General features: G+C 37.2%; 22 protein-coding genes and 1 tRNA gene. 6 read left to right on the forward strand and 17 right to left on the reverse strand.

Features of this window, described 5'->3' with window-relative positions:
• Window positions 1–36 precede the first annotated feature (36 nt).
• The 5 genes from parC to RHO14_11885 all read right to left on the reverse strand — a co-directional run bounded on the left by parC (window position 37) and on the right by RHO14_11885 (window position 8,587).
• Window positions 37–2,280 carry a DNA topoisomerase IV subunit A gene (parC, locus tag RHO14_11865; protein ID WVD71026.1) on the reverse strand — a complete coding sequence of 748 codons (2,244 nt, stop codon included), beginning with the start codon at window positions 2,278–2,280 and terminating at the stop codon, window positions 37–39.
• Between the two features lie 52 nt (window positions 2,281–2,332).
• Window positions 2,333–4,222 carry a DNA topoisomerase IV subunit B gene (gene parE, locus RHO14_11870; protein WVD71027.1) on the reverse strand — a complete coding sequence of 630 codons (1,890 nt, stop codon included), beginning with the start codon at window positions 4,220–4,222 and terminating at the stop codon, window positions 2,333–2,335.
• A 652-nt stretch (window positions 4,223–4,874) separates the two neighbouring features.
• Complete coding sequence (gene mutT, locus RHO14_11875; GenBank protein ID WVD71028.1) at window positions 4,875–5,276, reverse strand: 8-oxo-dGTP diphosphatase MutT; 402 nt, start codon at window positions 5,274–5,276, stop codon at window positions 4,875–4,877.
• A gap of 105 nt (window positions 5,277–5,381) precedes the next feature.
• Entirely contained in the window at window positions 5,382–8,102 is a 2,721-nt protein-coding gene (secA, locus tag RHO14_11880) for a preprotein translocase subunit SecA (GenBank protein ID WVD71029.1), read from the reverse strand.
• 152 nt (window positions 8,103–8,254) lie between these two features.
• Complete coding sequence (locus RHO14_11885) at window positions 8,255–8,587, reverse strand: hypothetical protein (GenBank protein ID WVD71030.1); 333 nt, start codon at window positions 8,585–8,587, stop codon at window positions 8,255–8,257.
• Window positions 8,588–8,913: 326 nt separating this feature from the next.
• Here RHO14_11885 and orn point away from each other — a divergent pair, with 326 nt between their 5' ends.
• The 3 genes from orn to hemH are packed head-to-tail and all read left to right on the forward strand — an operon-like array spanning window position 8,914 to window position 11,733.
• A complete protein-coding gene (gene orn / locus RHO14_11890; protein ID WVD71031.1) occupies window positions 8,914–9,471 on the forward strand; it encodes an oligoribonuclease in 558 nt (185 codons plus the stop codon).
• Window positions 9,472–9,473: 2 nt separating this feature from the next.
• Window positions 9,474–10,772: a lipid IV(A) 3-deoxy-D-manno-octulosonic acid transferase gene (gene waaA, locus RHO14_11895; GenBank protein ID WVD71032.1), complete on the forward strand. Its 1,299-nt coding sequence runs from the start codon at window positions 9,474–9,476 to the stop codon at window positions 10,770–10,772.
• Window positions 10,762–11,733, forward strand: coding sequence for a ferrochelatase (hemH, locus tag RHO14_11900; protein ID WVD71033.1), 972 nt, complete (start codon window positions 10,762–10,764; stop codon window positions 11,731–11,733). The genes waaA and hemH overlap by 11 nt, the downstream gene beginning before the upstream one ends.
• Before the next feature lie 136 nt (window positions 11,734–11,869).
• Here hemH and RHO14_11905 read toward each other — a convergent pair whose 3' ends face one another.
• The gene (locus RHO14_11905; GenBank protein WVD71034.1) at window positions 11,870–13,033 is read right to left on the reverse strand and encodes a M20 aminoacylase family protein; all 1,164 of its coding nucleotides are present in this window, start codon (window positions 13,031–13,033) and stop codon (window positions 11,870–11,872) included.
• Window positions 13,034–13,283: 250 nt separating this feature from the next.
• Between RHO14_11905 and adhP the strand changes: the two genes are divergently transcribed.
• Window positions 13,284–14,312, forward strand: a complete 1,029-nt coding sequence (gene adhP / locus RHO14_11910) for an alcohol dehydrogenase AdhP (protein WVD71035.1) — start codon at window positions 13,284–13,286, stop codon at window positions 14,310–14,312.
• 52 nt (window positions 14,313–14,364) lie between these two features.
• Here the strand turns inward: adhP and RHO14_11915 are convergent, their stop codons facing one another.
• The 9 genes from RHO14_11915 to tgt form a co-directional block, all read right to left on the reverse strand.
• Entirely contained in the window at window positions 14,365–14,721 is a 357-nt protein-coding gene (locus tag RHO14_11915; GenBank protein ID WVD71036.1) for a transcriptional regulator GutM, read from the reverse strand.
• Window positions 14,722–14,792: 71 nt separating this feature from the next.
• Window positions 14,793–15,572, reverse strand: coding sequence for a sorbitol-6-phosphate dehydrogenase (srlD, locus tag RHO14_11920; protein ID WVD71037.1), 780 nt, complete (start codon window positions 15,570–15,572; stop codon window positions 14,793–14,795).
• 49 nt (window positions 15,573–15,621) lie between these two features.
• A complete protein-coding gene (locus RHO14_11925; GenBank protein WVD71038.1) occupies window positions 15,622–15,990 on the reverse strand; it encodes a PTS glucitol/sorbitol transporter subunit IIA in 369 nt (122 codons plus the stop codon).
• A 50-nt stretch (window positions 15,991–16,040) separates the two neighbouring features.
• Window positions 16,041–17,042 (reverse strand): PTS glucitol/sorbitol transporter subunit IIB, encoded by a 1,002-nt coding sequence (locus tag RHO14_11930; protein ID WVD71039.1) that lies wholly within the window; start codon window positions 17,040–17,042, stop codon window positions 16,041–16,043.
• A 14-nt stretch (window positions 17,043–17,056) separates the two neighbouring features.
• Window positions 17,057–17,605, reverse strand: a complete 549-nt coding sequence (gene srlA, locus RHO14_11935) for a glucitol/sorbitol-specific PTS transporter subunit IIC (GenBank protein WVD71040.1) — start codon at window positions 17,603–17,605, stop codon at window positions 17,057–17,059.
• A gap of 348 nt (window positions 17,606–17,953) precedes the next feature.
• Window positions 17,954–18,727 (reverse strand): DNA-binding transcriptional repressor, encoded by a 774-nt coding sequence (locus tag RHO14_11940; protein WVD71041.1) that lies wholly within the window; start codon window positions 18,725–18,727, stop codon window positions 17,954–17,956.
• Between the two features lie 311 nt (window positions 18,728–19,038).
• Window positions 19,039–19,701, reverse strand: a complete 663-nt coding sequence (gene fsa, locus RHO14_11945) for a fructose-6-phosphate aldolase (GenBank protein ID WVD71042.1) — start codon at window positions 19,699–19,701, stop codon at window positions 19,039–19,041.
• Between the two features lie 276 nt (window positions 19,702–19,977).
• Window positions 19,978–20,054: transfer RNA gene (locus tag RHO14_11950), tRNA-Pro, on the reverse strand.
• A gap of 54 nt (window positions 20,055–20,108) precedes the next feature.
• The gene (gene tgt / locus RHO14_11955) at window positions 20,109–21,248 is read right to left on the reverse strand and encodes a tRNA guanosine(34) transglycosylase Tgt (protein WVD71043.1); all 1,140 of its coding nucleotides are present in this window, start codon (window positions 21,246–21,248) and stop codon (window positions 20,109–20,111) included.
• 148 nt (window positions 21,249–21,396) lie between these two features.
• Here tgt and RHO14_11960 point away from each other — a divergent pair, with 148 nt between their 5' ends.
• Both RHO14_11960 and RHO14_11965 read left to right on the forward strand, forming a co-directional pair.
• On the forward strand, window positions 21,397–22,065 hold the full coding sequence (locus RHO14_11960) for a M48 family metalloprotease (GenBank protein ID WVD71044.1): 669 nt from the start codon (window positions 21,397–21,399) through the stop codon (window positions 22,063–22,065).
• Between the two features lie 100 nt (window positions 22,066–22,165).
• On the forward strand, window positions 22,166–22,912 hold the full coding sequence (locus RHO14_11965; GenBank protein ID WVD71045.1) for a M48 family metallopeptidase: 747 nt from the start codon (window positions 22,166–22,168) through the stop codon (window positions 22,910–22,912).
• Between the two features lie 73 nt (window positions 22,913–22,985).
• Here the strand turns inward: RHO14_11965 and queA are convergent, their stop codons facing one another.
• The gene (gene queA / locus RHO14_11970; GenBank protein ID WVD71046.1) at window positions 22,986–24,017 is read right to left on the reverse strand and encodes a tRNA preQ1(34) S-adenosylmethionine ribosyltransferase-isomerase QueA; all 1,032 of its coding nucleotides are present in this window, start codon (window positions 24,015–24,017) and stop codon (window positions 22,986–22,988) included.
• Window positions 24,018–24,286: 269 nt separating this feature from the next.
• On the reverse strand, window positions 24,287–25,666 hold the full coding sequence (gene ffh / locus RHO14_11975; protein WVD71047.1) for a signal recognition particle protein: 1,380 nt from the start codon (window positions 25,664–25,666) through the stop codon (window positions 24,287–24,289).
• Window positions 25,667–25,729: the final 63 nt, after the last annotated feature.

Consider the following 25,729-nt stretch of genomic DNA (forward strand, 5'->3'; position numbering starts at 1 on the left):
CTCCTGATTAATCATTTGATATTTCATTATATAATCCTATTCATCCATCACAATACGATCAATACGTTGTAATCCCCTAGGTAACAATGTCCCTTTGCGACCACGCTCAGCTCTAAATTTTTGTATATCAATTGGCTTAAGTGTTAGCTTACGTTTACCAACATATAATGTAATTGACGACTCTGCAGAAATTAATGTCATATAAGACAAATAATCCTCATGTTTTTCAGCTTGAGCACTTGGGATTGATACAATCTTATTACCTTTACCTTTTGATAATTCAGGTAAATCTTTAACAGGGAAAACTAACATTCTGCCAGCATTAGTAATAGCAAGTAATAATGACTCATCATCATTAATTTCCATTAGAGGCATAACTTTAGAATTTTTAGGTAAACTAATAATTGCTTTACCGTTACGATTACGAGCAATCAAGTCATTAAAAGTACAAATAAAACCATATCCAGCATCCGAAGCCATTAAAATTTTCTGTTCATCAGAAGATGACATAATTAGATGCTCAATACTTGCACCGGCTGGTAAGGTTAATTTGCCTGTTAGCGGCTCACCTTGGCCTCTCGCCGATGGTAATGAAATAGGCTCAATTGCATAACTTCTGCCGGTCGAATCGATAAAAATAACGGGTTGGTTACTTTTACCTTTAGCTGATGATTTATAACTATCGCCAGATTTATAACTTAATGTGACAGGATCTATATCGTGTCCTTTCGCGCTTCGCACCCAGCCCATTTCTGATAATACAATAGTAACGGGTTCAGATGGCGTTAACTCTTGCTCCGTTATCGCTTTCGCTTCTGCTCTTTTTACTATCGGAGACCGCCGTTCATCGCCATATTTTTCTGTATCGGCTAATAATTCTTTTTTAATTAATGAATTTAATTTACGTTCAGATGCTAAAATTGCTTGTAAATGATCACGCTCTTTAGCAAGTTCGCTCTGCTCAGCATTTATTTTGACTTCTTCTAGCTTAGCTAAATGGCGTAACTTTAATTCTAAAATCGCCTCAGCTTGCATATCACTTAATGCAAAACGCTTGATTAATACATCTTTAGGTTCATCTTCATAACGAATAATATGAATAACTTCATCAATATTCAAAAATGCGACGAGTAAACCTTCCAAAATATGTAAGCGTTTAAGTACTTTATCTAAGCGATAACTTAAACGACGAGTTACCGTATCTCGTCGATACTCAAGCCACTCAGTTAAAATTGTCAACAAACCTTTCACTGATGGCCGATGATTAAGACCTATCATATTTAAATTAACACGATAACTTTTTTCTAAATCAGTTGTTGCAAACAAGTGATTCATAACTTGTTCTAAGTCAACGCGGTTAGAACGCGGTACTAACACCAATCGGGTTGGATTCTCATGATCAGACTCATCGCGTAAATCTTCAATTAATGGCAATTTTTTAGCGCGCATTTGTGCGGCAATTTGTTCTAGTATCTTAGCACCTGAAACTTGATGAGGTAGATCGGTAATAACGATATCATTATCTTCCTTACGCCAAACCCCTCGCATCCGAATTGATCCTCGACCAGACTCATAGATTTTAGCAATATCAGCAGGTGAGGTAATTATTTCTGCAAATGTGGGATAATCAGGACCTTGAATATAAGCCATAACATCTTCTAGTGATGCTTTTGGGTTATCTAGAAGCATAATTGCAGCACTCGCAACTTCACGAATATTATGCGGAGGAATATCAGTTGCCATACCAACAGCAATTCCCGTCGTCCCATTAAGTAAGATATTGGGTAATCGAGCAGGCAACATTTTTGGCTCTTGCAATGTACCATCAAAGTTTGCTTGATAATCAACCGTTCCCAGCCCTAATTCACCTAATAGTAATTCAGCATATTTTGACAAGCGTGATTCCGTATAACGCATAGCCGCAAATGATTTTGGATCATCTGGCGCCCCCCAGTTTCCTTGTCCGTCAACAAGAGGATAGCGATAAGAAAATGGTTGAGCCATTAATACCATTGCTTCATAACATGCACTATCACCATGAGGATGATACTTACCCAACACATCGCCGACTGTTCTTGCTGATTTTTTATATTTTGCCTGAGCACTTAATCCTAATTCAGACATTGCATAGACAATACGTCTTTGAACCGGTTTTAAACCATCACCAATAAATGGCAAAGCACGATCCATAATGACATACATCGAATAATTTAAATACGCATTTTCAGTAAACGTTTGTAGAGATTGTGCTTCTACACCATCATGCGTGATTTCACTCATTTGTATTCCTTCATTTTTCTTTATAAAAAGAAATTAATAAAACGGTTATATCTTAAACTTCTAGTTCGACTTGATCGCCTTTGTTTTGAAGCCATTCGCGTCGGTCTTCAGAACGTTTTTTAGCTAATAACATATCCATTAGTGCCATTGCTTGTTCATCATCTTCAAGAGTAAGTTGAACTAAACGACGGGTGTTAGAATCCATTGTTGTTTCACGCAGCTGTAGTGGATTCATTTCACCAAGACCTTTAAAACGCTGTACATTAGGCTTACCTTTTTTACGTTTCAGCTGATCTAAAATTCCTATTTTTTCTTCTTCATCAAGTGCGTAGTATACTTCCTTACCAAGATCAATACGATAAAGTGGCGGCATTGCTACATAGATATGACCTAGTTTAACTAATGGCTTAAAATGGCGAACAAACAATGCACAAAGTAATGTTGCAATATGCAAGCCATCAGAATCAGCATCAGCTAGAATGCAAATTTTACCGTATCGCAGTTGGCTCAAATCATCACTATCAGGATCCATACCAATTGCCACGGAGATATCATGGATTTCTTGTGAACCGAGTACTTCATCAGATGAAACTTCCCATGTATTTAATATTTTACCTTTTAGTGGCATGATAGCTTGTGTTTCTCTGTCTCTAGCTTGCTTTGCTGACCCGCCGGCAGAATCCCCTTCGACTAAAAATAGCTCTGTACGGCTTAAGTCTTGAGATGAACAATCAGCTAATTTACCTGGTAAAGCAGGGCCACTTGTTAGTTTTTTACGGATAACTTTTTTAGATGCACGTAAGCGTTTTTGAGCACTTGAAATAACCATTTCAGCCAATAGCTCGGCCATTTGAACATGTTGATTAAGCCATAAACTAAAAGCATCTTTAACTACAGCTGAAACAAATGCGGCGGACTGACGGGAAGAAAGACGTTCTTTAGTTTGACCTGCAAATTGTGGCTCTTGCATTTTAACTGACAACACATATGAGCAGCGATCCCAAATATCATCCGCAGTTAACTTTAAACCTCGAGGCAACAAATTATGAAATTCACAAAATTCCCGCATCGCATCTAAAAGTCCTTGCCTTAAGCCATTAACATGAGTTCCCCCTTGTACGGTCGGGATCAAGTTTACATAGCTTTCGGTTAGTAACTCACCACCTTCTGGTAACCAAAGTAATGCCCACTCGGCCGCTTCGGTATCGCCAGCATGTTCACCTGTAAATGGTGACTCTGGCAATAAAGTATAACCATTCACAGACTCGATTAAATAGTCAGTCAATCCTGCTTCATAGCACCATCTATGCTCAACATGATTAACTTTATCTTTAAATATAATTTCAAGACCTGGACATAATACCGCTTTTGCTTTTAGCAAATGTTCTAAACGAGGAACCGAAAATTTTGCAGAATCAAAATACTTCGCCTCAGGCCAGAAACGAACTTTAGTACCGGTATTTCGACGACCACATGAGCCTATCACGTGCAAATCTTCAACTTTATGACCTTGCTCAAAAGCGATAGCATAAACTTGTCCATCGCGATTAACTGTCACGTCAACGCGTTTAGAAAGCGCATTAACAACCGAGATCCCAACGCCGTGTAGCCCGCCTGAAAATTGATAATTTTTATTCGAAAACTTACCGCCAGCATGTAAACGGCAAAGTAATAACTCAATCGCAGGCACACCTTCTTCAGGATGAATATCAATAGGCATTCCGCGCCCATCATCAATCACCTCTAAAGATTGATCTTCATGTAATATAACTTGAATATGTTTTGCATGTCCTGCAATAGCCTCATCGACGCTATTGTCAATAACCTCTTGCCCTAAATGGTTGGGCCTTGTTGTATCGGTATACATGCCTGGACGATGCCTTACCGGATCGAGTCCTTTTAGAACCTCAATATCGGTAGCATTGTAACTTGATTGTGTCATAACATCGCTTCATTAATACGAGAAAAATTGTATGTATTATACTGGAATTATTGAAAAATGCGATCAGAGGATGGATTGTTTATTTGATAAAAAATAGTCAATATAACGTAATTATATTGACTAGTTAGTTAGTGCTTCTACTTCCTTTTTTTTCATTCTTCTTCTATCTTCTTGTTATCCTGTCAACAAATGTGCTTACCGATATAAGCTTTAGCCCAAATTAACGATACACTTGAGACTAAAAAACGTCTATTTTTTAAAAAATCACTTCTTCACTACCATCTTTACAAATTATGATACTAAAGCTATTTCATAAACTAAACAACGACGTTAAAACACACTAGGTTAAAATTTACTTTTCTCAAATTAGTGAGAAAAAAATACACTAAACCATATAGATAGCTATTATGCATAATAAAAAGATTAATTCAAGTTAAATTGAATATTTTTTACACTTTTTTTGATTTTTTTAAAAATTTATGATTTACAATTAGAATTACCTATCAATTTCAAATAAAACTATTAAATATCAAATTATTATCAAAAAATCAGTGAGTAAAATAATTGGCGGTAAGAAATGAATGCATAGGATATATAAGCGCAAACAAGCCCTAAATTGGAGATTGAAATACAATGAATTAATATTGAGTGATTAAATATTTTTATCTAGATTTTTTAGCATTTCGATAATAGTTCGATTAGCATCGGGAAACTCATCTGCATTAAGCTCCTCTTCATCTACCCATCGGCTAGGCTGTCCTTCAGCTGCAAAAGGTTCACCATCCCATTCTTCAATAAGATAAACATGAATAGTGATAAAACGATCATTATACTGGTGCTCTACTGTTTTTAGATATTTAGCATCATGAATATTGATATCAATTTCTTCTGCAATTTCACGTTGAAGTGTTTGAAAAGGCGTCTCATTTGGCTCAACTTTTCCACCTGGAAACTCCCAAAACCCAGCTAAATGCGAATTTTCACCTCGTTGAGTGATAAAAATTTGCCCATCATGAGAACGAACAATACCAACCGCAATTTCAATTTTTTTCATAATAATTGTTTATTTTTAGCTTATTGATTGATGTCATAATCACTATCGTTATGACATCAATATGTGTAAAAATCAATCAGAGCTTAATCATACTAAACTTTATCTTTATTGAACAGCCCCGTGACAGTTTTTAAACTTTTTACCTGAACCACATGGGCATAAATCGTTTCGGCCAACTTTAGCCTGAGCTCGCACGATGGGTTGTGGTGTCCGTGGTTTACTCTCATCGCTGATACTATCAAGTTCTTCATGACTTAGTTTTTGCAACTCAGCAAGTCTAGCCATTTCTTCTTGTCTTTGACGTTCAGCTTCTTCAATTTCTTCTTGAGAACGAATACGAACGCGGCTTAATACTCCAATGACATCATATTTAAGCGATTCTAGCATACCGGCAAACATATCGAATGATTCTCGTTTATATTCTTGCTTAGGATCTTTTTGAGCATAACCACGTAAATGAATTCCTTGACGTAAATAATCCATGGCAGCTAAATGATCCTTCCAAAGAGAATCGAGCGTCTGTAACATTACATTTTTTTCAAAACTGCGCAATGCCTCACTACCAACAGAATCCTCTTTAGTTTGATAAGTTTCGGAGCCAACTTGTAAGATTCGTTCTCGTAACGTTTCCTCATGTAGATTTGGTTCATCATTAAGCCACTGAGCAACTGGTAGCTCAAGGTCAAAATCAGTTTTTAAGGCAGCTTCAAGCCCACTTACATCCCACATTTCTTCAATTGATTGTGGTGGAATATAGCGATCGATTAACGTATTAAATACATCGACTCGAATCGAATCAATCGTTTCCTTAATATCGTGATTATCAAGAAGATCATTTCGTTGGCCATAAATAGCTCGGCGCTGATCATTTGCAACATCATCAAATTCTAATAATTGTTTACGAATATCAAAATTACGACTTTCAACCTTTTTCTGAGCATTAGCAATCGCTTTTGTCACCCAAGGATGTTCAATCGCTTCTCCCTCTTTCATACCTAATTTTCGCATCATACTACCGACTCTATCTGAAGCAAAAATACGCATTAAAGGATCTTCTAAAGATAAATAGAAACGTGATGCCCCAGCATCCCCTTGTCGCCCAGCTCGCCCACGTAACTGATTATCAATTCGTCGAGACTCATGCCGCTCGGTACCTAAAATATATAACCCTCCGAGTTCAAGGATCTCTTCATGACGAATACGCCAATCTTGTTTTATCTGTTCTACTTGCTCTGCCGTTGGCGATTCAAGTTTTGAAATTTCCATTTGCCAGTTACCGCCAAGCATAATATCAGTACCTCGACCCGCCATATTAGTTGCAATTGTAACTGCCCCTTTACGACCTGCATCAGCAATAATTTCTGCTTCTTGAGCATGGAATTTGGCATTTAATACACTGTGCTTAATGCCGGCTTTAGTTAAAAAATGTGAAACAAGTTCTGATTTTTCAATTGATGCAGTACCAACTAAAACAGGTTGTCCCCGTGACATACAATCACGAACATCCGCAACAATTGCATCGAGTTTCTCTTTTTCAGTCATATAAACTAAATCAGATTGATCTTTACGCACCATCGGTTTATTGGTCGGTATAACAATCGTATCTAAACCATAAATTTGGTTGAACTCAAATGCTTCAGTATCTGCAGTACCGGTCATCCCAGCTAATTTTTGGTATAAGCGGAAGTAGTTTTGGAAAGTAATCGAAGCTAAGGTTTGATTCTCATTTTGGATTTTAACGCCTTCTTTTGCTTCAACAGCTTGATGTAAGCCATCAGACCAACGACGGCCTTCCATCGTTCGGCCAGTATGTTCGTCAACAATAATAACCTCACCATCTTTAACGATATAATCAACGTCACGAGAAAAAAGATGATGTGCGCGTAGTCCAGCATTAACATGGTGCATTAATACAATATTATTCGGCGCATATAATGACTCTTCGCCTTTCATAATTCCTTCACGGATCAATAACTCTTCAACTTTAACTAACCCACGCTCGGTCAAGTGAACTTGACGTGATTTTTCATCTACCGAAAAATCTCCTTCACCTTGATATTCTGTCGTATCTTCTTTTTCTTGGCTTGTTAGGTAAGGAATGATTTTATTAATACTGATATAGCGCTCAGAACTATCTTCAGCAGGACCTGAAATAATTAATGGAGTCCTTGCTTCATCAATTAGGATCGAATCGACCTCATCAACTAATGCATAATAAAGAGGACGCTGTACTCGTGACTCTTTATCAAACACCATATTATCCCGAAGATAGTCAAAACCATATTCGTTGTTTGTTCCGTAAGTGATGTCAGCATTATAGGCCTCACGTTTTGCTGGCGCAGACATATTGGGTAAATTGATACCGACACTTAAACCTAAAAACTCAAATAACGGTCGATTATTTTCAGCATCACGCTGCGCGAGGTAATCATTTACTGTCACAACATGAACACCAAGGCCCGTCAATGCATTAAGATAAGCGGGTAAACTAGCGGTTAATGTCTTACCTTCACCAGTACGCATTTCAGCAATGCAGCGCTCGTTAAGCACCATACCACCAATTAACTGAACATCAAAATGGCGCATGCCAAACACGCGTTTGCTCGCCTCTCGCACCACGGCAAAGGCCTCTTCTAATAAGGAATCTAAACTCTTCCCTTCAGCAACACGTTGCTTAAATTCAGCCGTTTTGGCTTTTAACTCGTCATCAGATAACGCTTCCATGGCAGGCTCTAACGCATTAATTTTCTCAACGCGTTTACGCATTGACTTTAATACTCGTTCATTTCGACTACCAAATACTTGTGTCAATAATTTCAATAACATATTATTTATTCTCTTTATGTTGAAACGATATATATCGTTTTGCTATTTGTAACTGATTTTGCGACAAAAATTTAGACAGAACTCTTATAAGCATTAATGCTGAAATATTTGACGCATAATTAATATTGATTAATTAGAACTAAATTTAGATTCTAAATAAAAGAAGGGCCAGCTCGTATACCATTGTTAGGCGTCAAGCGAGTTGCAGGAATAAATCCACGGTATTGGGTTGGAACAAAAGATGCATTAACAAATTCTAGCTCATTATTATACAAGCATGTTAGTTGAACTTTTTTATCCGAGTGATGATCTTGCAAATTTACCATTACCGTAGCAATAGTAATAATATTAGCGGGTTGCGATTGATTGGCTGGCAAACTTCCTTGAGCAGATAAACTAAATGCAGCGGCAAGCACACTAAGCAACAAGTGCGGTAGCGCGATTTTTATTACAAAGCATTTACTTAATTTTTGCCAACAATTCATCGTAACAGTATTGATAATATTTTATGGTGTTAGTTTTAACATAATTAATCTATGAATTACTATTATATTAACGTATTTTTTATTCTTTGCCTATTTTCTTTTTTAATCAAAATAATTACCGATATCGATAATACATTGAATATCTAATCTCCAATGTTGGTCGTTAAAATATTGTTTTGACATATCATTATAGAGAAAAATATAGTGGTAAATTGACGATAAAAAGTAAATGATTTTATAATTCGCCTATTTTATCAATTGATTTTAAACATTATTCAGCAAATATGTTAAAATTAATACAATTACGATTTAACAAAGTAAAACTTATGACAACTACACCGCTACAAAGCAAAAATAATCTTATTTGGATAGACCTTGAAATGACAGGTTTAGATCCTAATCGAGATCGCATTATTGAAATTGCAACCATTGTTACTGACTCTAATCTCAATGTTTTAGCTGAGGGGCCTGTTATTGCAATATCACAGCCTCAAACTCAGTTAGCCTTGATGGATGAATGGAATGTAACAACCCATACTGGTACGGGATTAATTGAACGAGTTAAAAAAAGTACAATTAGTGAAAAAGATGCTGAACAACAGACGATAAATTTCATTTCACAATGGGTACCGCAAAATTGTTCACCTATTTGTGGCAATACTATCGGCCAAGATAGGCGTTTTTTGTTTAATTATATGCCTCTTTTAGAAAAATATTTCCACTATCGCTATTTAGACGTTAGTACAGTCAAAGAGCTGGCTCGACGCTGGAAACCTGAAATTCTATCTGGATTAACCAAAAAAGGAACCCATCAAGCACTTGATGATATTAAAGACTCAATTGCTGAATTAGCGTATTATAGAGAACATTTTTTTAAAGAATAATTATGCAATTTATATATACCTCTTTACTCTATCTTATCCAGCCTTTAGTCTGGTTAAAATTATTATGGCGTAGCCGTAAAGCCCCCGATTATCGTAAACGCTGGTTTGAACGTTATGGATTTTGCCGTGGCAAAGTAACACCTAACGGCATTTTAATACACAGTGTTTCAATGGGGGAAACCATTGCCGCAATTCCACTCATTAAACAATTACAAAATCGTTACCCTAATTTACCTATCACCGTTACAACGATGACACCAACAGGTTCACAGCAAGTCAAAAAATCGTTAGCTCAAAGCGTTAGTCACGTTTATCTACCTTATGATTTACCCGGCGCTTTAAAACGATTTCTTGATATTTTACAGCCAAAAATAGTCATTATTATGGAAACGGAGTTGTGGCCGAATCTTATTTGTGCATTAAAAAAACGCAAAATCCCCCTAATTATTGCTAACGCAAGGTTATCAGAGCGATCAGCAAAGGGTTACGCCAAGCTAGGTAAAGCGATTAATGACTTAATGCCTAAAATAACGCATATTGCAGCTCAAAATCAATTGGATGCCGAGCGCTTTTTAAAATTGGGATCACCCAAAGATCAACTAACGGTAACCGGAAGTATTAAGTTTGATATTGAGCTAAGTGATGAGCTACAACAAAAAGTAATGATACTAAAATCAAGCTGGCAATTACAAAGACCCGTTTGGATTGCTGCAAGTACCCATCATGGTGAAGATGAAATTATTTTAGCTGCGCATCAAATACTCTTAAAAAATTATCCTGACTTATTGCTAATTCTAGTGCCTCGTCATCTAGAGCGTTTTATCACCGTTGAAAGACTTATTACACAATATCATTTAAATTATCAACTACGTAGTGATAATAAAGCTCCGACAAAACAGACTCAAGTTATCTTGGGTGATACGATGGGCGAACTGTTATTACTATATGGCCTTGCCGATATTGCTTTTGTTGGCGGTAGCATGGTTGAACGAGGGGGCCATAATCCACTTGAGCCTGCTTTGCATCATTTACCAATTATTATGGGTGAATATTACTTTAATTTTAACGTTATTTGTCAACAATTAATCGCGGCAAATGGTCTTTGGTTAACGCAATCGAATAGTCATGATCTAGCAGAAAAAATTAATAAGCTCCTTGCAAATAAAACATTAACACAAACTATGGGTGAAAATGCTTGGCAAGTATTAGCACAAAATCAAGGCGCATTAGCTCGGCTATTAACCGTAATTGATAGTGAATTATTAAAGTTGCAAGGGAAAGGAGCCGATAATGACAAATAAGCAAGGTGTATTAATCGTTAATTTAGGAACGCCAAGCCAAGCAACGCCAAAAGCGATTAAAAATTATCTTGGTGAATTTCTACGCGATCGTCATGTCGTGGATATTCATCCCGTCATCTGGCTACCCATTTTATACGGCATAGTTATCCCCAAACGATTAAACTATATCACAAAGCACTATCAAAAAATTTGGCTAAATGAACAATCTCCGCTGTTATATTACAGCAAACAGTTATGTCAAAAGCTACAACACCAGCGCCCTAATTTACAATGTGAATTAGCAATGAACTATGGTGAGCCAAGCCTTGATGCTGCACTAAATCGTTTAAAGCATTGTGATAATATTGAAGTTATCAGCATGTATCCACAGTATTCAACAACAACGACATTAGCAGTCATCAATAAAATCAAAACACTGACTAAATCATGGCTAACCCCACCAAAAATCAACTACCGACATGATTATGCTGATGTTCCAGTTTATATTGAGGCTTTAGTAAAGCAAATAGATGAATATATCTGTATTGAACAGCCAGATGTATTAATGCTGTCTTACCACGGCATTCCAATAAGCTACATTAAAAAGCGTCAAGATGAATATGTCACACGCTGCGAATTAACGAGCCAATTAATTAAACAAGCGATTAATCGCTATTATCCTAAGCTCGACATCATTATGACTTACCAATCTCGTTTTGGTAAGGGTAAATGGACCGAACCTAATACCAGCGATGTACTTATTGAACTTGCTAAGCAACAAAAATCGGTAGCAGTAACTTGCCCCGGGTTTGCTGTTGACTGCATCGAAACCCTGCATGAAATTGATATTGAAAATCGTGAGTTATTTATGCAATCTGGCGGTGAAAAATTTAGTTATATCCCAGCGCTTAATGACTCAGATTTACAGGTTAATTTATTAATAGCATTGACTGATAGTTTATTGATAAAAGCAAATAGTTAAAATAAGGTTTATCATCAAAACCGTTTTTAGTTTAAGTAGTATGATGATTTTTCGTTTAACTATGTGTTAAGCAAGTTACTTTGCTTAACACATAAAAGAGCAATAAAAGGCTTTGTTACGCAGCTATTTTTTCGTATTAATACAGTGCCAATTTTACGAGTTCAATATAATACGCCGCACCAGTAATAAGAATCTCATCATTAAAGTTAAATTGTGGATGATGCAAATTTGCGCCCTCTCCGGCTCCCAACCAAATATAAGCGCCCGGCCTTGCTTGTAGCATAAAAGCAAAATCTTCTGATCCCATCGATGGTGTTGCATCGGTGTGGACATAATCTTCACCAACAACATTACACGCAGCATCAATAGCGAGCTTTGTTGCGCTTGGGTGGTTAACTGTTGCAGGATAGCGCCGCTGATAACAAATATTTACCGTCGCATGAAAGGCATTTGCAACGCTTTCAGCAATTTCCTTAATGCGTCTTTCAGCTAAATCTTGTACATTCGCATTAAATGTTCTAACCGTACCTCGAATAATCGCCTCTTGCGGTAATACATTCCAAGTATCGCCACTATGAATTTGCGTTACACTAACGACGAGTGAATCCAATGGATTAATATCACGGCTGACTATTGTTTGCAAAGAACTAACAACTTGCGTTGCCGTTACAATTGTATCATAACCTAAATGAGGAGCCGCCGCATGTGATCCTTTACCTGTGATCTTAATTTCAAAAACATCATAAGCCGCCATTAATGGCCCTTTACAAATAAAAAATTGCCCTAAAGGCATATTTGGCTGATTATGCATTCCATATACTGATTCAATTGGAAAGCGCTCAAATAAACCATTTTCAACCATGACTCGCCCGCCGCCCTCATTTTCTTCAGCCGGCTGAAAAATAACCACAACGCTACCTGCAAAATCTCGATGATGAGCTAAATATTTTGCGGCGCCAAGCAGCATCGCTGCGTGACCGTCGTGACCACATGCGTGCATTTTTCCGCTGATTTTCGAACAATAATCAACATCATTTTGCTCGGTAATATCAAGCGCATCAATATCGGCTCGAAGCCCAATCCATTTGCCCGGTTTATTTCCCTTAATAATTCCAACGACTCCCGTTGGGGCAAAATCTGTATAAAGTTCATCAATACCAAATGAAGTTAACATCTCAACAATAAATTGCGTAGTATGATGTTCTTCAAATGCCGTTTCTGGGTGACTATGAATATGACGACGCCATTTTGTCATTTCCGCTTTTAATGCTGAAATAGTAGGATTAATATTGTGTGTCATATACCGTTTACCTCTCGATGTAATTTATATTTGCTAACGTTAATATAAAGTAAGATAACTCAGCAAACGAAATGATATATTCGAATATATTTATAACCTATTGTTATATGGATATTGAAAGTATCAGCCTTGCTGTTTTTCATAATAGTTTTTTAATTAAAATGAGCACTAAGTCAAAGCCTCAATATATGATTTCATATAAAATGGTCGATAAATTTAAATTTTAACTTTCAATTTTCTAGGAGGTAGTATGAAGGCAGCGGTAATTAGGCAAGATTGTAATGGTCAAGTTGAACTTAAAGATGTTCCTATCCGTCCATTAGAATCAGGTGAAGCATTGGTTGAAGTCGAATATTGCGGTTTATGTCACACCGATCTCCATGTCGCAGCGGGCGACTTTGGTAAAAAACCTGGCCGGGTTATTGGTCATGAAGGTGTTGGCGTTGTAACTAAGATTGCTCCTGATGTTAAAAGTTTAAAAATAGGTGATCGGGTCAGTATTGCTTGGTTTTATGCAGGCTGCGGAGTGTGTGAATATTGTATTTCAGGTAATGAAACGTTTTGTCGTAGCGCGGTTAACTCCGGCTACACTGTCGATGGTGGAATGGCTGAACAATGCATTGTCAAAGCTGATTATGCCGTAAAAGTACCAGAAGGACTCGACCCAGCGCAAGCAACTAGCATAACCTGCGCTGGCGTTACCACTTATAAAGGCATAAAAGTTGCGGATACTAAACCCGGTCAGTGGCTTGCAGTATTTGGCATTGGAGGACTTGGTACCCTTGCTGTCGAATATGGTAAAAATGTCTTTAATAATAAAGTAGTTGCAATTAGCAATAGTGATAGCCAACTCGAATTGTGTAAAAAATTAGGTGCAGATCTAACGGTTAACCCAAAAAAAGTGGCCGATGTCGGCGCTTACATCAAAGAACATACGGGTGGTGGAGCCCATGGTGCAGTTGTCACCTCGGTCACTAAAGTTGGTTTTAACCAAGCCATAAATTCTGTGCGCCCATTAGGCCGCGTAGTTGCATTAGGTTTACCTTCTGAAACCATGGACCTTAGTATTCCTAAAACCGTATTAGATGGTATTCAAGTACTCGGCTCATTAGTTGGTACGCGTGAAGACTTAGCCGAAGCTTTCCGATTTAGTGCTGAGGGTAAAATTGTACCAATCGTTGAAAAACGCCCATTTGAAGATATTAACGATATGATTGATGAAATGCGTGCAGGAAAAATCCAAGGACGCATGGTTATCGATATGAAGATGAAAAAATAGAAATAGTGTAATAAAATAATAAAATAAAAGGTAAGTTTAAGTACTTGCCTTTTTATTTCGTTAACAAAGCAACCGTTAATGCATGTTGGCAAGACAACTGATTTGGGAAGATAATTTTAGGATTAATGTCAGCTAAATTTAGACCGTGTAATGCATTAATCTTTTTAGGTAAAGAAAATACAGTTAATCCTCGAATTAAAACAGAATCAATCACATTGTAGTCTTCATCAAAAGATAACGCGATTAATACCCTAGGTTTAAAACGCCCATCGTTATTACGGCCGACACCAAGATAAGCGCCCTTTTCCATGGCAATAAATGCATGGTTAAAACGCCTTATTTGTAGCCAACCCAATCCTATTTGTAACGTCCAAGCAATCATTGCAAGCGTAATCAATGCTGTTGTCATAAAGTCCCTATTTAATCAATATTAACAAGGGCAATAGTGCCACTTGTTAATTTAAAATACGATATATAACATTAAAACATTACCTGCCCACCGGTAATATTAATTGATTGCCCAGTACAATAAGATGCTTTATCACTGGCATAAAAAAGCAACACATTCAACACATCTTGGTAATCACAGCCACGTTTTAATGGCACTTTATCAATATAAAATTGCTCGACTTGAGATTCATCAATACCGAGCTTTTTGGCATATTGAGGAAGCAGTGACTGAAACATCGGTGATTTTAATAAATTACCAAGCATCAATGAATTAACGGTAATTCCGTGGTCAGCTAAATCAAGTGCGAGAGATTGCGTCAATCCTACACCGCCAAATTTTGCGGCACTATAGCCTGAATTATGTTTACTGCCCACTTTACCTGATTTAGAGTTGATCTGAAGAATCCGCCCAGCGACATTATGCTTAATCATTAATTTGGCCATTTCTCTTGCACATAAAAAATAGCCCGTTAAATTAACATTTACCGATAAGTTAAAATCAGCTAATTTAAAATCAGTAATGGGGCTTGCTTTAGCAACGCCAGCACTATAAACCATAAGGTTTAACTGCGTAAAAATTCTTTCAATATCAGTAGCAAGATTGATGACGCTATCCTCGTTTGCGGCATCAACTTGAAAGCCTTTTGCCGTGCCAACACCATGCTTTTTATTAATTTCATCTGCGACTTTATTTGCATTTTCAATATTAAGATCTGCAACGGCAACTTGATAACCAGCATCTGCAATCCCTTGGCATAAAAAAGCACCTAATGTTTGCCCACCACCGACAACAACAGCAACTTGTTTCATATCTCTCACCTTATCGTTAAAAATTATTTAATTTAATAAATCATCATCGTCAATTAGCTAAAATCGTAATGTAATCACCTATTTTCAAATTCATCGGTACTTGGCCACTTACATGCACGTTACCAGGTAGCTGCGCACTATGCTTACCATCAAAACGGATGGTAATGTGTCCAAGTTCACGAAAATTAGTGGTAGCAACGTCACCAACAGCCGTAATTTGGTAGCAAAGGTCACCAAATTTTATCGTTTGCCCTACAACTAAATGATCCGTTAACGTACCATGAGAATGAATAAAGCAATAATCAGCAAGCTCTGCAGGCCCACCTTCTTTAAACGTAATGAGCATTCCATCTGCCAAAACATCTAAGGCAAAATCACCAATGCTTAAAATGGTCGAGCGATAAATAATATTTTTCATAATGTAACCCCTACTGTTTACTTAACCGCCAAACTCAGCCATGGAGATGACTATTGGTAAATAAAAAATGAAACAGCCCATGCAATTAATACTGTTGGCGCACCGGTTAAAAAACGACTAACCAAAACCGAGGGTACCCCAACCCTTACCGTATCTTGCTTAGCTTCAGCAAGCGATAACCCAACTGGAATAAAGTCACAAGACGCTTGAGAATTAATAGCAAATAACGCGGGTAGTGCTAAATAAGGCGGAATATTACCAAGGCCAATTTGTACTCCGACTAAAGTTCCAATTACTTGAGCAATAACGGCGCCAGGACCTAAAAATGGTGAAAGTAAGGGGAATGAACAAATTAAGGCTAAAATAATAAGTCCAATCGGATTGTTAGCTAATGGCACCAAGCCATGAGCGACTAAATCCCCTAAACCCGAGGCAATAATAATACCGATTAAGGCAGAAACAAAAGCCATAAAGGGTAAAATCGTCTTTAATACGGTGTCGATAGTATCACGGCCGGCTTGAAAAAATACCGCAACACCAGCCCCCATACCAATACCAATTTTTGCCAATAACCCATCACTTTGCTCACTAATTTTTTTAGTAGTATCATAATCTTTAGGAATACGTTTACTCTCATTAACCCGATTATTTTCGGCTAAAGAGTCTGCAATGGTTTGCATTTTCTCTTCAATCAAATAAATATTTTGAGGTTTAACGCCTGATACATAGATATCTTCAACAATATATTGGGCAAGTGGCCCTGATTTACCCGTAGCATGGATATTAAGTGTCGGCACTCGGTTTTTTGGATAAATACCACAGCGTAAAGTTCCGCCGCAATCAATCACTGCGATCCCGATTTCATCTTTGGCTGGTTCACCATCTTTAAATCCATCAATAGCTTGCCAATTGGTTAATTCAACTAATCTATCTACAACTGCTGGCCTTGTACCTGCTGCAATATAGACTATTTTTTTCCCCTCTATAATGGGCAGTTCTAAAGGGCCGCCCCAACCTGCATCACCTTTTTCAATTCGAATATATTTAGTCATTACCATTGCTCCCACTAAAGATGAACTTTTCTATCTAACGTTATCGCCATTTTTTTCTCAAAAATACGAGTGGTGAAGTCAGTTATCCAGCCTCTAAAAAAGTTAGTAAAGAGACCGACTAAAAAATAACTAACGGCAAGTGGACCAAGCGGCAGACCTAGTGTTGTCAAACCTGATGCGATACCTAAGTAGACAAATAATTCGCCAGGATTAACATGAGGGAATAATCCATTCATTGAATGGCAACTATAAGAAGAAGCAGCATAATAACTTGGTTTATAAAATTCAGGCATAAAGCGACCTAAACTCAAAGTCATTGGATTACAAAAAACAAATGTCCCGATAAGTGGTAATACTAAATAGCGTAAAATTGGATTGCTAGCACAAGCTTGCGCTAATTGCTCAATGCGGTGTTGACCAATCAGTTTAATTAGTGCATTCATCACAACTAATAATGAAATAAGTAAAGGTAAAATTCCGGTGACCATACCAACAAAAACCTTACCCCCTTCCTGAAATAGCCCAATAAACCATTCAGCCCCATACGAAATCGCGTCTATCATGTCTTCTCCTTTTCGATTTATATTGATAAGACAGCAAGAATAATAACAATAGGATTTAATGATTTCTTTTAACTAGATCACAATTCAACAAAAATCTTTTAATTTGAAAGATTTTCCTTTCTTAAGGAAAGATATAAATTTCATTCTATAATTATTTTAAAATAATTAGCTATTAATAAAAAATATTAATTATTTATTATGGATATAATTGAAATGAATTTTTTCAATAAGTTAATAGGAAGAGGAAAGGGAAGAATAGGCTAAACTTAACTAGCGAATCAAATTTAGCTTAAAATAGCGATAATTTGCAATATATCTGCAATGCTAACAGATAAAACCATAACTGAGTTAGTGAACGTCAACCAAAATCACATTAATCCCTAATTTGATAAGTGCATTGTAATATTTAATATCCAGCTCATTATCAGTGATAATGGTATCGACTGTTTTCAAATTACATACCACATTAGGACTACGGCGACCAAACTTTGATGAATCAACTAACAGAACCAATTTCGCTGCCGCTTTACACATCGCAACGCTTCCATCATAGCTTTCATTAAAAGTCGTTACGCCGCCAGTAATATCAACGCCATCGGCACCCATAAAAAGCTTATCAAAAGAATAATAATTAAGTGATGCATCCGCTAATTTATTATTACTATGAAATGAGGCAGACTTGCGGCGGTAATGCCCGCCCATTAAAATAATAGTCTGATCATTATCAAAACTAACTAACTCATTAACCATATGTAAGCTATTAGTCATGATAGTCAAATTTTGAAATTTAGTTAACATTGGGATCATTTGAGCAACGGTGCTACCTGCATCAAAAATAAGAGAGTCACCTTCATAAATAAGCTTAGCTGCTTCTTCAGCAATTTTTTTCTTTTTAGCAATATTAATAAATGTTTTATGATCAACCGGCTGATCACCCACTTCTTTATTTAACATTGCCCCGCCATAAGTACGAATTACCATATTATTTTCAGCAAGTTGAACAAGATCTTTACGAATAGTCGTTCCGGTCGTATCAAACTTCTCACTAAGAACCTCAACCGAGGCACTACCATTGATCTGCAGGTAGTCAAGAATAGCGGCTTGTCGCTCTTTTACTTTCATAATAATTTATTTATCTCATTTTGGTGTTATTGAAACAAAAGACTCATAAATAAACATGCTCTAAATTCAGACTAAATCAACTTATTTAATCACGATTAAGAGCCAGAAATAATTTATTGTTCATTTATTTATAAGATAGCTTATTTCATAAAAAAATAACACTTCTTTCAAAGTGAAAGGTATTATTTTATCTAAAACGTCATAAGAATATTATCGGTATCATTTGGGATATAAAAATAGACATAAATTATAGCAATTTTATGTCTATTCAAATAATATTTTTAGCGATGAATATCGGGTATTAACTCGATTTAAAAGGTTAGTTTACCAAATGCTTTTTGCCAATCATTTTCAAATTTATCAATGGCTGCATCAACAGCTGGATCACTAATAAATAGCTCGGCAATATCAACAGGTAAGGTAATGGCTTCACAGCCCGCGAGTAAGCAATCAAGCGCTTGTCTTGGCGTTCTAAAGCTAGCAGCTAACATCATCGACGATGGTGCATGTAAAGTGAGTAAAGTCTGCAATTCATTAACGACGTCGATCCCGCTACCACTTTGCGCATCAATACGATTAACATAAGGCGCCACATATTTTGCGCCCGCTAACGCAGATAATAGTCCTTGCCCTGCGCCATATACTGCAGTGCCAAGGGTTGTAATACCTAGCTCAGTTAATGACTTTATTGCGATTAAACCTTGTGCAGTAACGGGCACTTTAACCACTAACGATGGGAATCGTTTGGTTAATGCTTGCGCCTCTTTAATCATGTCTTGTGCATTATTAGCAATCACCTGAGCAAACAATTGACCATCAACACCAATAACAGCCTGTAGCTCTGCTAATATATCAAAAAGTGGTTTTTTCTCTTTCGCGATAATACTAGGATTAGTTGTTACACCTTTAATCGGTAAAATTGAATGTAAGCGCTTTACCGAGCTCACATCAGCAGTATCTAAATAAAGTTCCATATATTCCCTCAATAATTACTTTTATTCGAAAGATATTATGGTTTAAAAAGAGAATATTATTTATTTTTTTATATAAAACATGAGACTGATCACAAATTTATTGCTGATAAATTAGTGGTTAGCGCGAGAGGATTGACTCGGATCATCCATGATCTTCGCCCTGCGGGCAGCTATCTTAGCTGTACAAATCGTTCCTACGATTCGACCTCCTACGGAGGTTCAAACCTCATAAATACTAGGCGTAAAAAAACCGACTTTCGTCGGTTTCTTAAAATATGGTCGGCGAGAGAGGATTCGAACCTCCGACCCACTGGTCCCAAACCAGTTGCGCTACCAAGCTGCGCTACTCGCCGTTAGGATGCGAATAATACTTTGCTATTGACCTGCTGTCAAGATGCTAATGAAAATTATCTTAATTGAAATGGCGCAGGTGATTTGCCAATTCGTTGGTAAAATTCTGTAACAAACTCTTCATAACGTCCTTTTGCAACAGCTTCTCGTATTTCAGCCATTAATCGTTGGTAGTAACGAAGATTATGAATCGTGTTAAGTCTTGCCCCTAAAATTTCACCACATTTGTCCAAATGATGGAGATAAGATTTAGTATAATTTTTACAGGTGTAGCAGTCACAGTGCGGATCTAATGGTGATGTGTCATCACGATATTTCGCATTTCGGATTTTAATAACCCCATCGGTCACAAATAAGTGACCATTACGAGCATTACGCGTAGGCATAACGCAATCAAACATATCAATGCCACGGCGCACACCTTCAACTAAATCTTCAGGTTTACCAACCCCCATTAAATAGCGAGGTTTATCATTAGGAAGCTGCGGGCAAGTACCTTCTAAAATACGGTGCATGTCTTCTTTAGGCTCACCTACTGCAAGGCCGCCAACAGCATAACCGTCAAAACCGATTTCAGTTAACCCTTTAATCGAGATATCACGCAGTTCTTGATGAACACCGCCTTGAACAATACCAAATAATGCATTTTGATTATTTAGTTCGTCAAAACGATCACGACTACGTTTAGCCCAGCGTAATGACATTTCCATTGAACGCTTAACGTAATCCCACTCGGCAGGATAAGGAGCACATTCATCAAAAATCATCACAATATCAGAACCTAAATCGTTTTGGATCTCCATTGATACTTCAGGTGATAAAAACACGGAATCGCCATTAATTGGATTACGAAAATAGACACCTTCTTCTTTAATTTTTCTAAGGTCACCAAGGCTAAATACCTGAAAACCACCCGAATCGGTAAGAATTGGTCCATGCCACTGCATAAAGTCATGTAAATCGCCATGCTGGCGCATAATTTCTTGCCCAGGTCTTAACCATAAATGAAAGGTATTGCCCAATAAGATTTGAGCCCCAGTCTCTGCAACTTCTTCAGGCGTCATGCCCTTTACTGTGCCGTAGGTACCAACAGGCATAAATGCAGGCGTTTCAACCGTATATTCAACGCCTCTACGATCAAATTTCATCCGTCCACGACGAGCAAGTCCATCACTATTATCTAATTCAAATTTCATATTGGTTATCATACCTCTAGCAACCAAATAAACAGTTTGGCGCTTTATTTAACTATTCAAAACCTTTTCAATTAAAAGGCACACGCGTAATTTTGCCGGCTATGATAACATAGCTACTAAGTGAAACAAAAAATTGTTGTGGCTTTATATGCTTAAGATCATAAAAAAACTCATTACAATCTATATTTTGCTATTACTTACCGCTTGCGCGCCAACTTACACGGTAAATACACTCAATGAGCAAGCGCTTACTGAATTAAGCAGTGAACAAATTGTTAATCTAAATGCGCAAAGCTGCCTGTACCATGACAGTAATCAGATCGCTGTTAAACAATCACATCCTTTAAACCAATATTTATATCGATTAATCCAACCTTTCCCTAACACCATAAATGGTAAAGAGTTGAATTATCGGGTCTATCTAAATACACAACCTAATGCTTGGTCATCACTAAATGGCTGTATACGAATTAATAGTGGCCTACTTAAAATACTCAATGACCATGAAATTCAAGCTGTTATTGCCCACGAGATCGGTCATATTGCCTTAAATCATTCCATTACTGCATTTCATCATGCCAAAGCGGCTGAAATTAAAAATAATAATGAGATTATCTTATTTGTACCGCAATCCCTTTCACAAAAACAAGAAATTGCAGCGGATAATTATGCAATTAATTTACTTAAGCAGCTAAATATCGATCCTAACGTATTAATTACTATGCTTGATAAACTTAATAACTATCAAAAAGAGCAAAGTTATTCTCACCCAACGATAATGATCCGTAAAAATAATTTAATAAATAAAATTAATTAGGTAAGATATTCAATTGTTTATTTATAAACAAAAATCTCGATATAAAACATAGATTTGAAAAAAACAAATCAAATTAGCTATACAATAAAGGAATAATATAATGAAAATAAAATTAGTGGCTGCCACAATACTTATCGGTGCTTTAGCTGGGTGCCAGATGGATACAAACAATATGCTTAATCTAGGTATGCAATCGGCACAAATTGCCTCATTAAGTGATAGCGATGTCAAAACATTAAGCGATAAATCATGTGTACAAATGGACTCAGAAGCAAAAATTGCTCCTGAAAATAGTGCCTACAGCACTCGCTTAAAAAAAATCACACAAGCATTAGGTGATAATATTAATGGGACGCAAGTTAACTATAAAGTCTATTTAACCGATGAAGTAAATGCTTGGGCAATGGCAAATGGCTGCGTACGGGTTTATAGTGGCTTAATGGATAAAATGACTGATAACGAAGTTCAAGGCGTACTAGGTCATGAACTTGGTCACGTTGCGCTAGGTCATAGTAAAAAAGCAATGCAAGTCACTTATACCGCACAATTAGCCAGAGGCGTTATTGCTGCATCAACGAATACAGCAATTGCTAACCTAACCCAATCTCAATTAGGCGATCTAGCTGAGGGTATTGTTAATGCACAGTTTTCACAGAAACAAGAAACACAGGCAGATAACTACTCGTTTGATTTCTTAGTTAAAAAAGGCCTTAATCCGCTAGGGATTGCAACGGCTTTTGAAAAGTTAGGTGGAGGGGAGACAACATTATTAAGTACTCACCCAGCTTCAAGTGATCGAGTAAAGAATATTCGTGACAAAATTGAAAAAATGAATCAAGGTAAATAAAAAATAGGTTCGAGTTAACAGAGATAAAGATACGTTAACTCGAACAACATATTTTGCTGTTAAGTTGCTTTACTTAATCTTGCCTAGTAATAAACATTGCATCGCCATAACTAAAAAAGCGTAGCTGATTTTCAACTGCAAAGCGATAAGCATTCATCACATGATCATAACCAGCAAAAGCAGATACCAACATAATTAAGGTTGATTCTGGCAAATGAAAATTAGTAATTAAAACATCAATGACCTTAAACTGATAACCCGGATAAATAAAAATTCGCGTATCAGCAAAAAATGGCTCAATTTGGCCACTTTTTTGAGCCGCACTTTCTAAAGCGCGAACCGATGTTGTGCCAACTGCGACAACGCGATTTCCTCGAGCCTTACAAGCCTGCACGGCATCAACAACCTCTTGCGATACCTGAGCATACTCAGCGTGCATAATATGATTTTCAATATTATCAACCCGCACCGGCTGAAATGTGCCCGCGCCAACATGTAGCGTAACAAAAGCAAATTCGACCCCTTTTTGCTTTAACGCCTCAAGTAATGGCTCATCAAAATGTAACCCGGCTGTTGGCGCTGCAACTGCGCCAGGCACTTTATTATAAACGGTTTGATACACCTCTCGATCTTGCTCATCATCTGGCCTGTCAATATAAGGTGGCAAAGGAATATGGCCAATTTTATCAAGAATTGCCAACACATCACTTGGAAACTGTAGTTCAAACAAACTATCATACCGAGCTAGCATTACAACTGCAATATCCGCTTGTTCGCCTAATAAAATCGTTGTGCCTTCTTTTGGGGCTTTAGACGACTTAACATGAGCCAATACGCGATTATTATCTAAAATTCGCTCAATTAGCATTTCAACTTTACCGCCAGAGGCTTTTTGCCCATACAGCCTAGCTGGAATAACCCTTGTATTATTAAATACCAGTAAATCACCAGGATTAAGTTTTTGTAATACATCAGTAAAAGTGCCGGATGTTATTGCGCCGGTATTACCGTCTAAACCCAGTAAGCGACATTGACTACGAACTTTTGCAGGATAACGCGCAATCAGTTCATCAGGTAGGTCAAATGCAAAATCAGATAGCTGCATAATCAATCAAATACTCTATATAGAAATCAAAAATAACTGTTTAGTCTAATAAGCTTGCGAAATATGTGCAAGTGCTTTTATCTTGACTACCCGTTATTACTCACTATTTTAATAAAAATGTAGCAACTAAAAATTCTAATAAATTATTTTTTTTATTTTTATAAAATGATAAGTAGCGAATAATCGATGCTTGAATAGCTTATAAGAAGCAGCAGCATTTTAGATAATTAACAATAAGGCAAAAACCTTATTGTTAATCAATGAGAGAACTAACGACGAGGTAAACCGCCCATTCCTCCCATGCCGCCACCCATCATGCCTTTCATATTGCGCATCATCTTCATCATGCCGCCGCCTTTCATCTTTTTCATCATGCGCTGCATATCATCAAATTGCTTAAGGAGTTTATTGACATCTTGTACTTGTGTACCTGAGCCTAAAGCAATACGGCGCTTGCGTGATCCTTTGATAATGTCAGGATTAAGGCGCTCTTTAAAAGTCATCGAATTAATCATTGCTTCCATTTTAATGGTGACTTTATCATCCATTTGCGCTTTGATATGATCAGGTAGTTGCCCAGCCCCAGGGAGCTTTGCCAGCATCGCCCCCATTCCGCCCATATCACGCATCTGTTTAAGTTGTTCCTGAAAATCGTTAAAGTCGAATTTATCGCCCTTTTTAATTTTCCTTGCCATTCTTTCAGCTTTTTCGCGATCAACCTTACCTTCCATCTCTTCAATAAGAGAAAGCACATCACCCATACCTAAAATACGTGAGGCAATGCGATCTGGATAAAATGGCTCTAAAGCATCGGTTTTTTCACCCATACCAAGAAATTTTATCGGTTTACCGGTAATATTACGGATTGAAAGTGCCGCACCACCACGTGCATCACCATCAACTTTAGTTAAAATAACCCCTGTTAATGGTAAGGCATCATTAAATGCTTTTGCGGTATTCGCTGCATCTTGCCCAGTCATTGCATCAACAACAAATAACGTTTCAATAGGCTTAACGGCTTGATGAAGCGCTTTAATCTCATTCATCATTTCGCCATCGACATGCAAACGGCCAGCAGTATCGACTATTAATACATCAAAAAACTGTAATTTGGCATGTGAAATCGCTTGATTAACGATATCGATCGGTTTTTGGTTAGCCTGTGACGGGAAAAAATCAACGCCAATCGACTGCGAAAGAGTTTCTAATTGCTTAATTGCAGCCGGACGATAAATATCGGCAGATACCACTAATACTTTCTTTTTGTGCTTCTCTTTAAGGAATTTGGCTAATTTAGCAACGCTGGTCGTTTTACCCGCACCTTGTAAACCTGCCATTAAAATAACCGCTGGAGGCTGGGCGGCAAGGTTCAATGAACTATTCACTTCCCCCATCGCAATGGTCAGTTCTTGCTGTACGATCTTAATAAATTCTTGCCCTGGTGTTAGGCTTTTATTGACATCAAGTCCGACGGCTTTTTCTTTGACTTGAGCAATAAAATCACGCACAACGGGCAACGCAACATCGGCTTCTAATAACGCCATGCGAACATCGCGCAATGCCTCTTTAATATTATCTTCGGTTAAGCGTCCGCGCCCGGTAATATTACGTAGCGTCTGGGATAATCGGTCGGTTAAATTTTCAAACATATTCTTCTCAAAGTTAATAAAAAATTCTTCCCATTATAATAACAGAAATTTATAATTATTAAT

The organism is Orbaceae bacterium lpD04, from assembly GCA_036251935.1.
Classification (GTDB): domain Bacteria; phylum Pseudomonadota; class Gammaproteobacteria; order Enterobacterales; family Orbaceae; genus Orbus; species Orbus wheelerorum.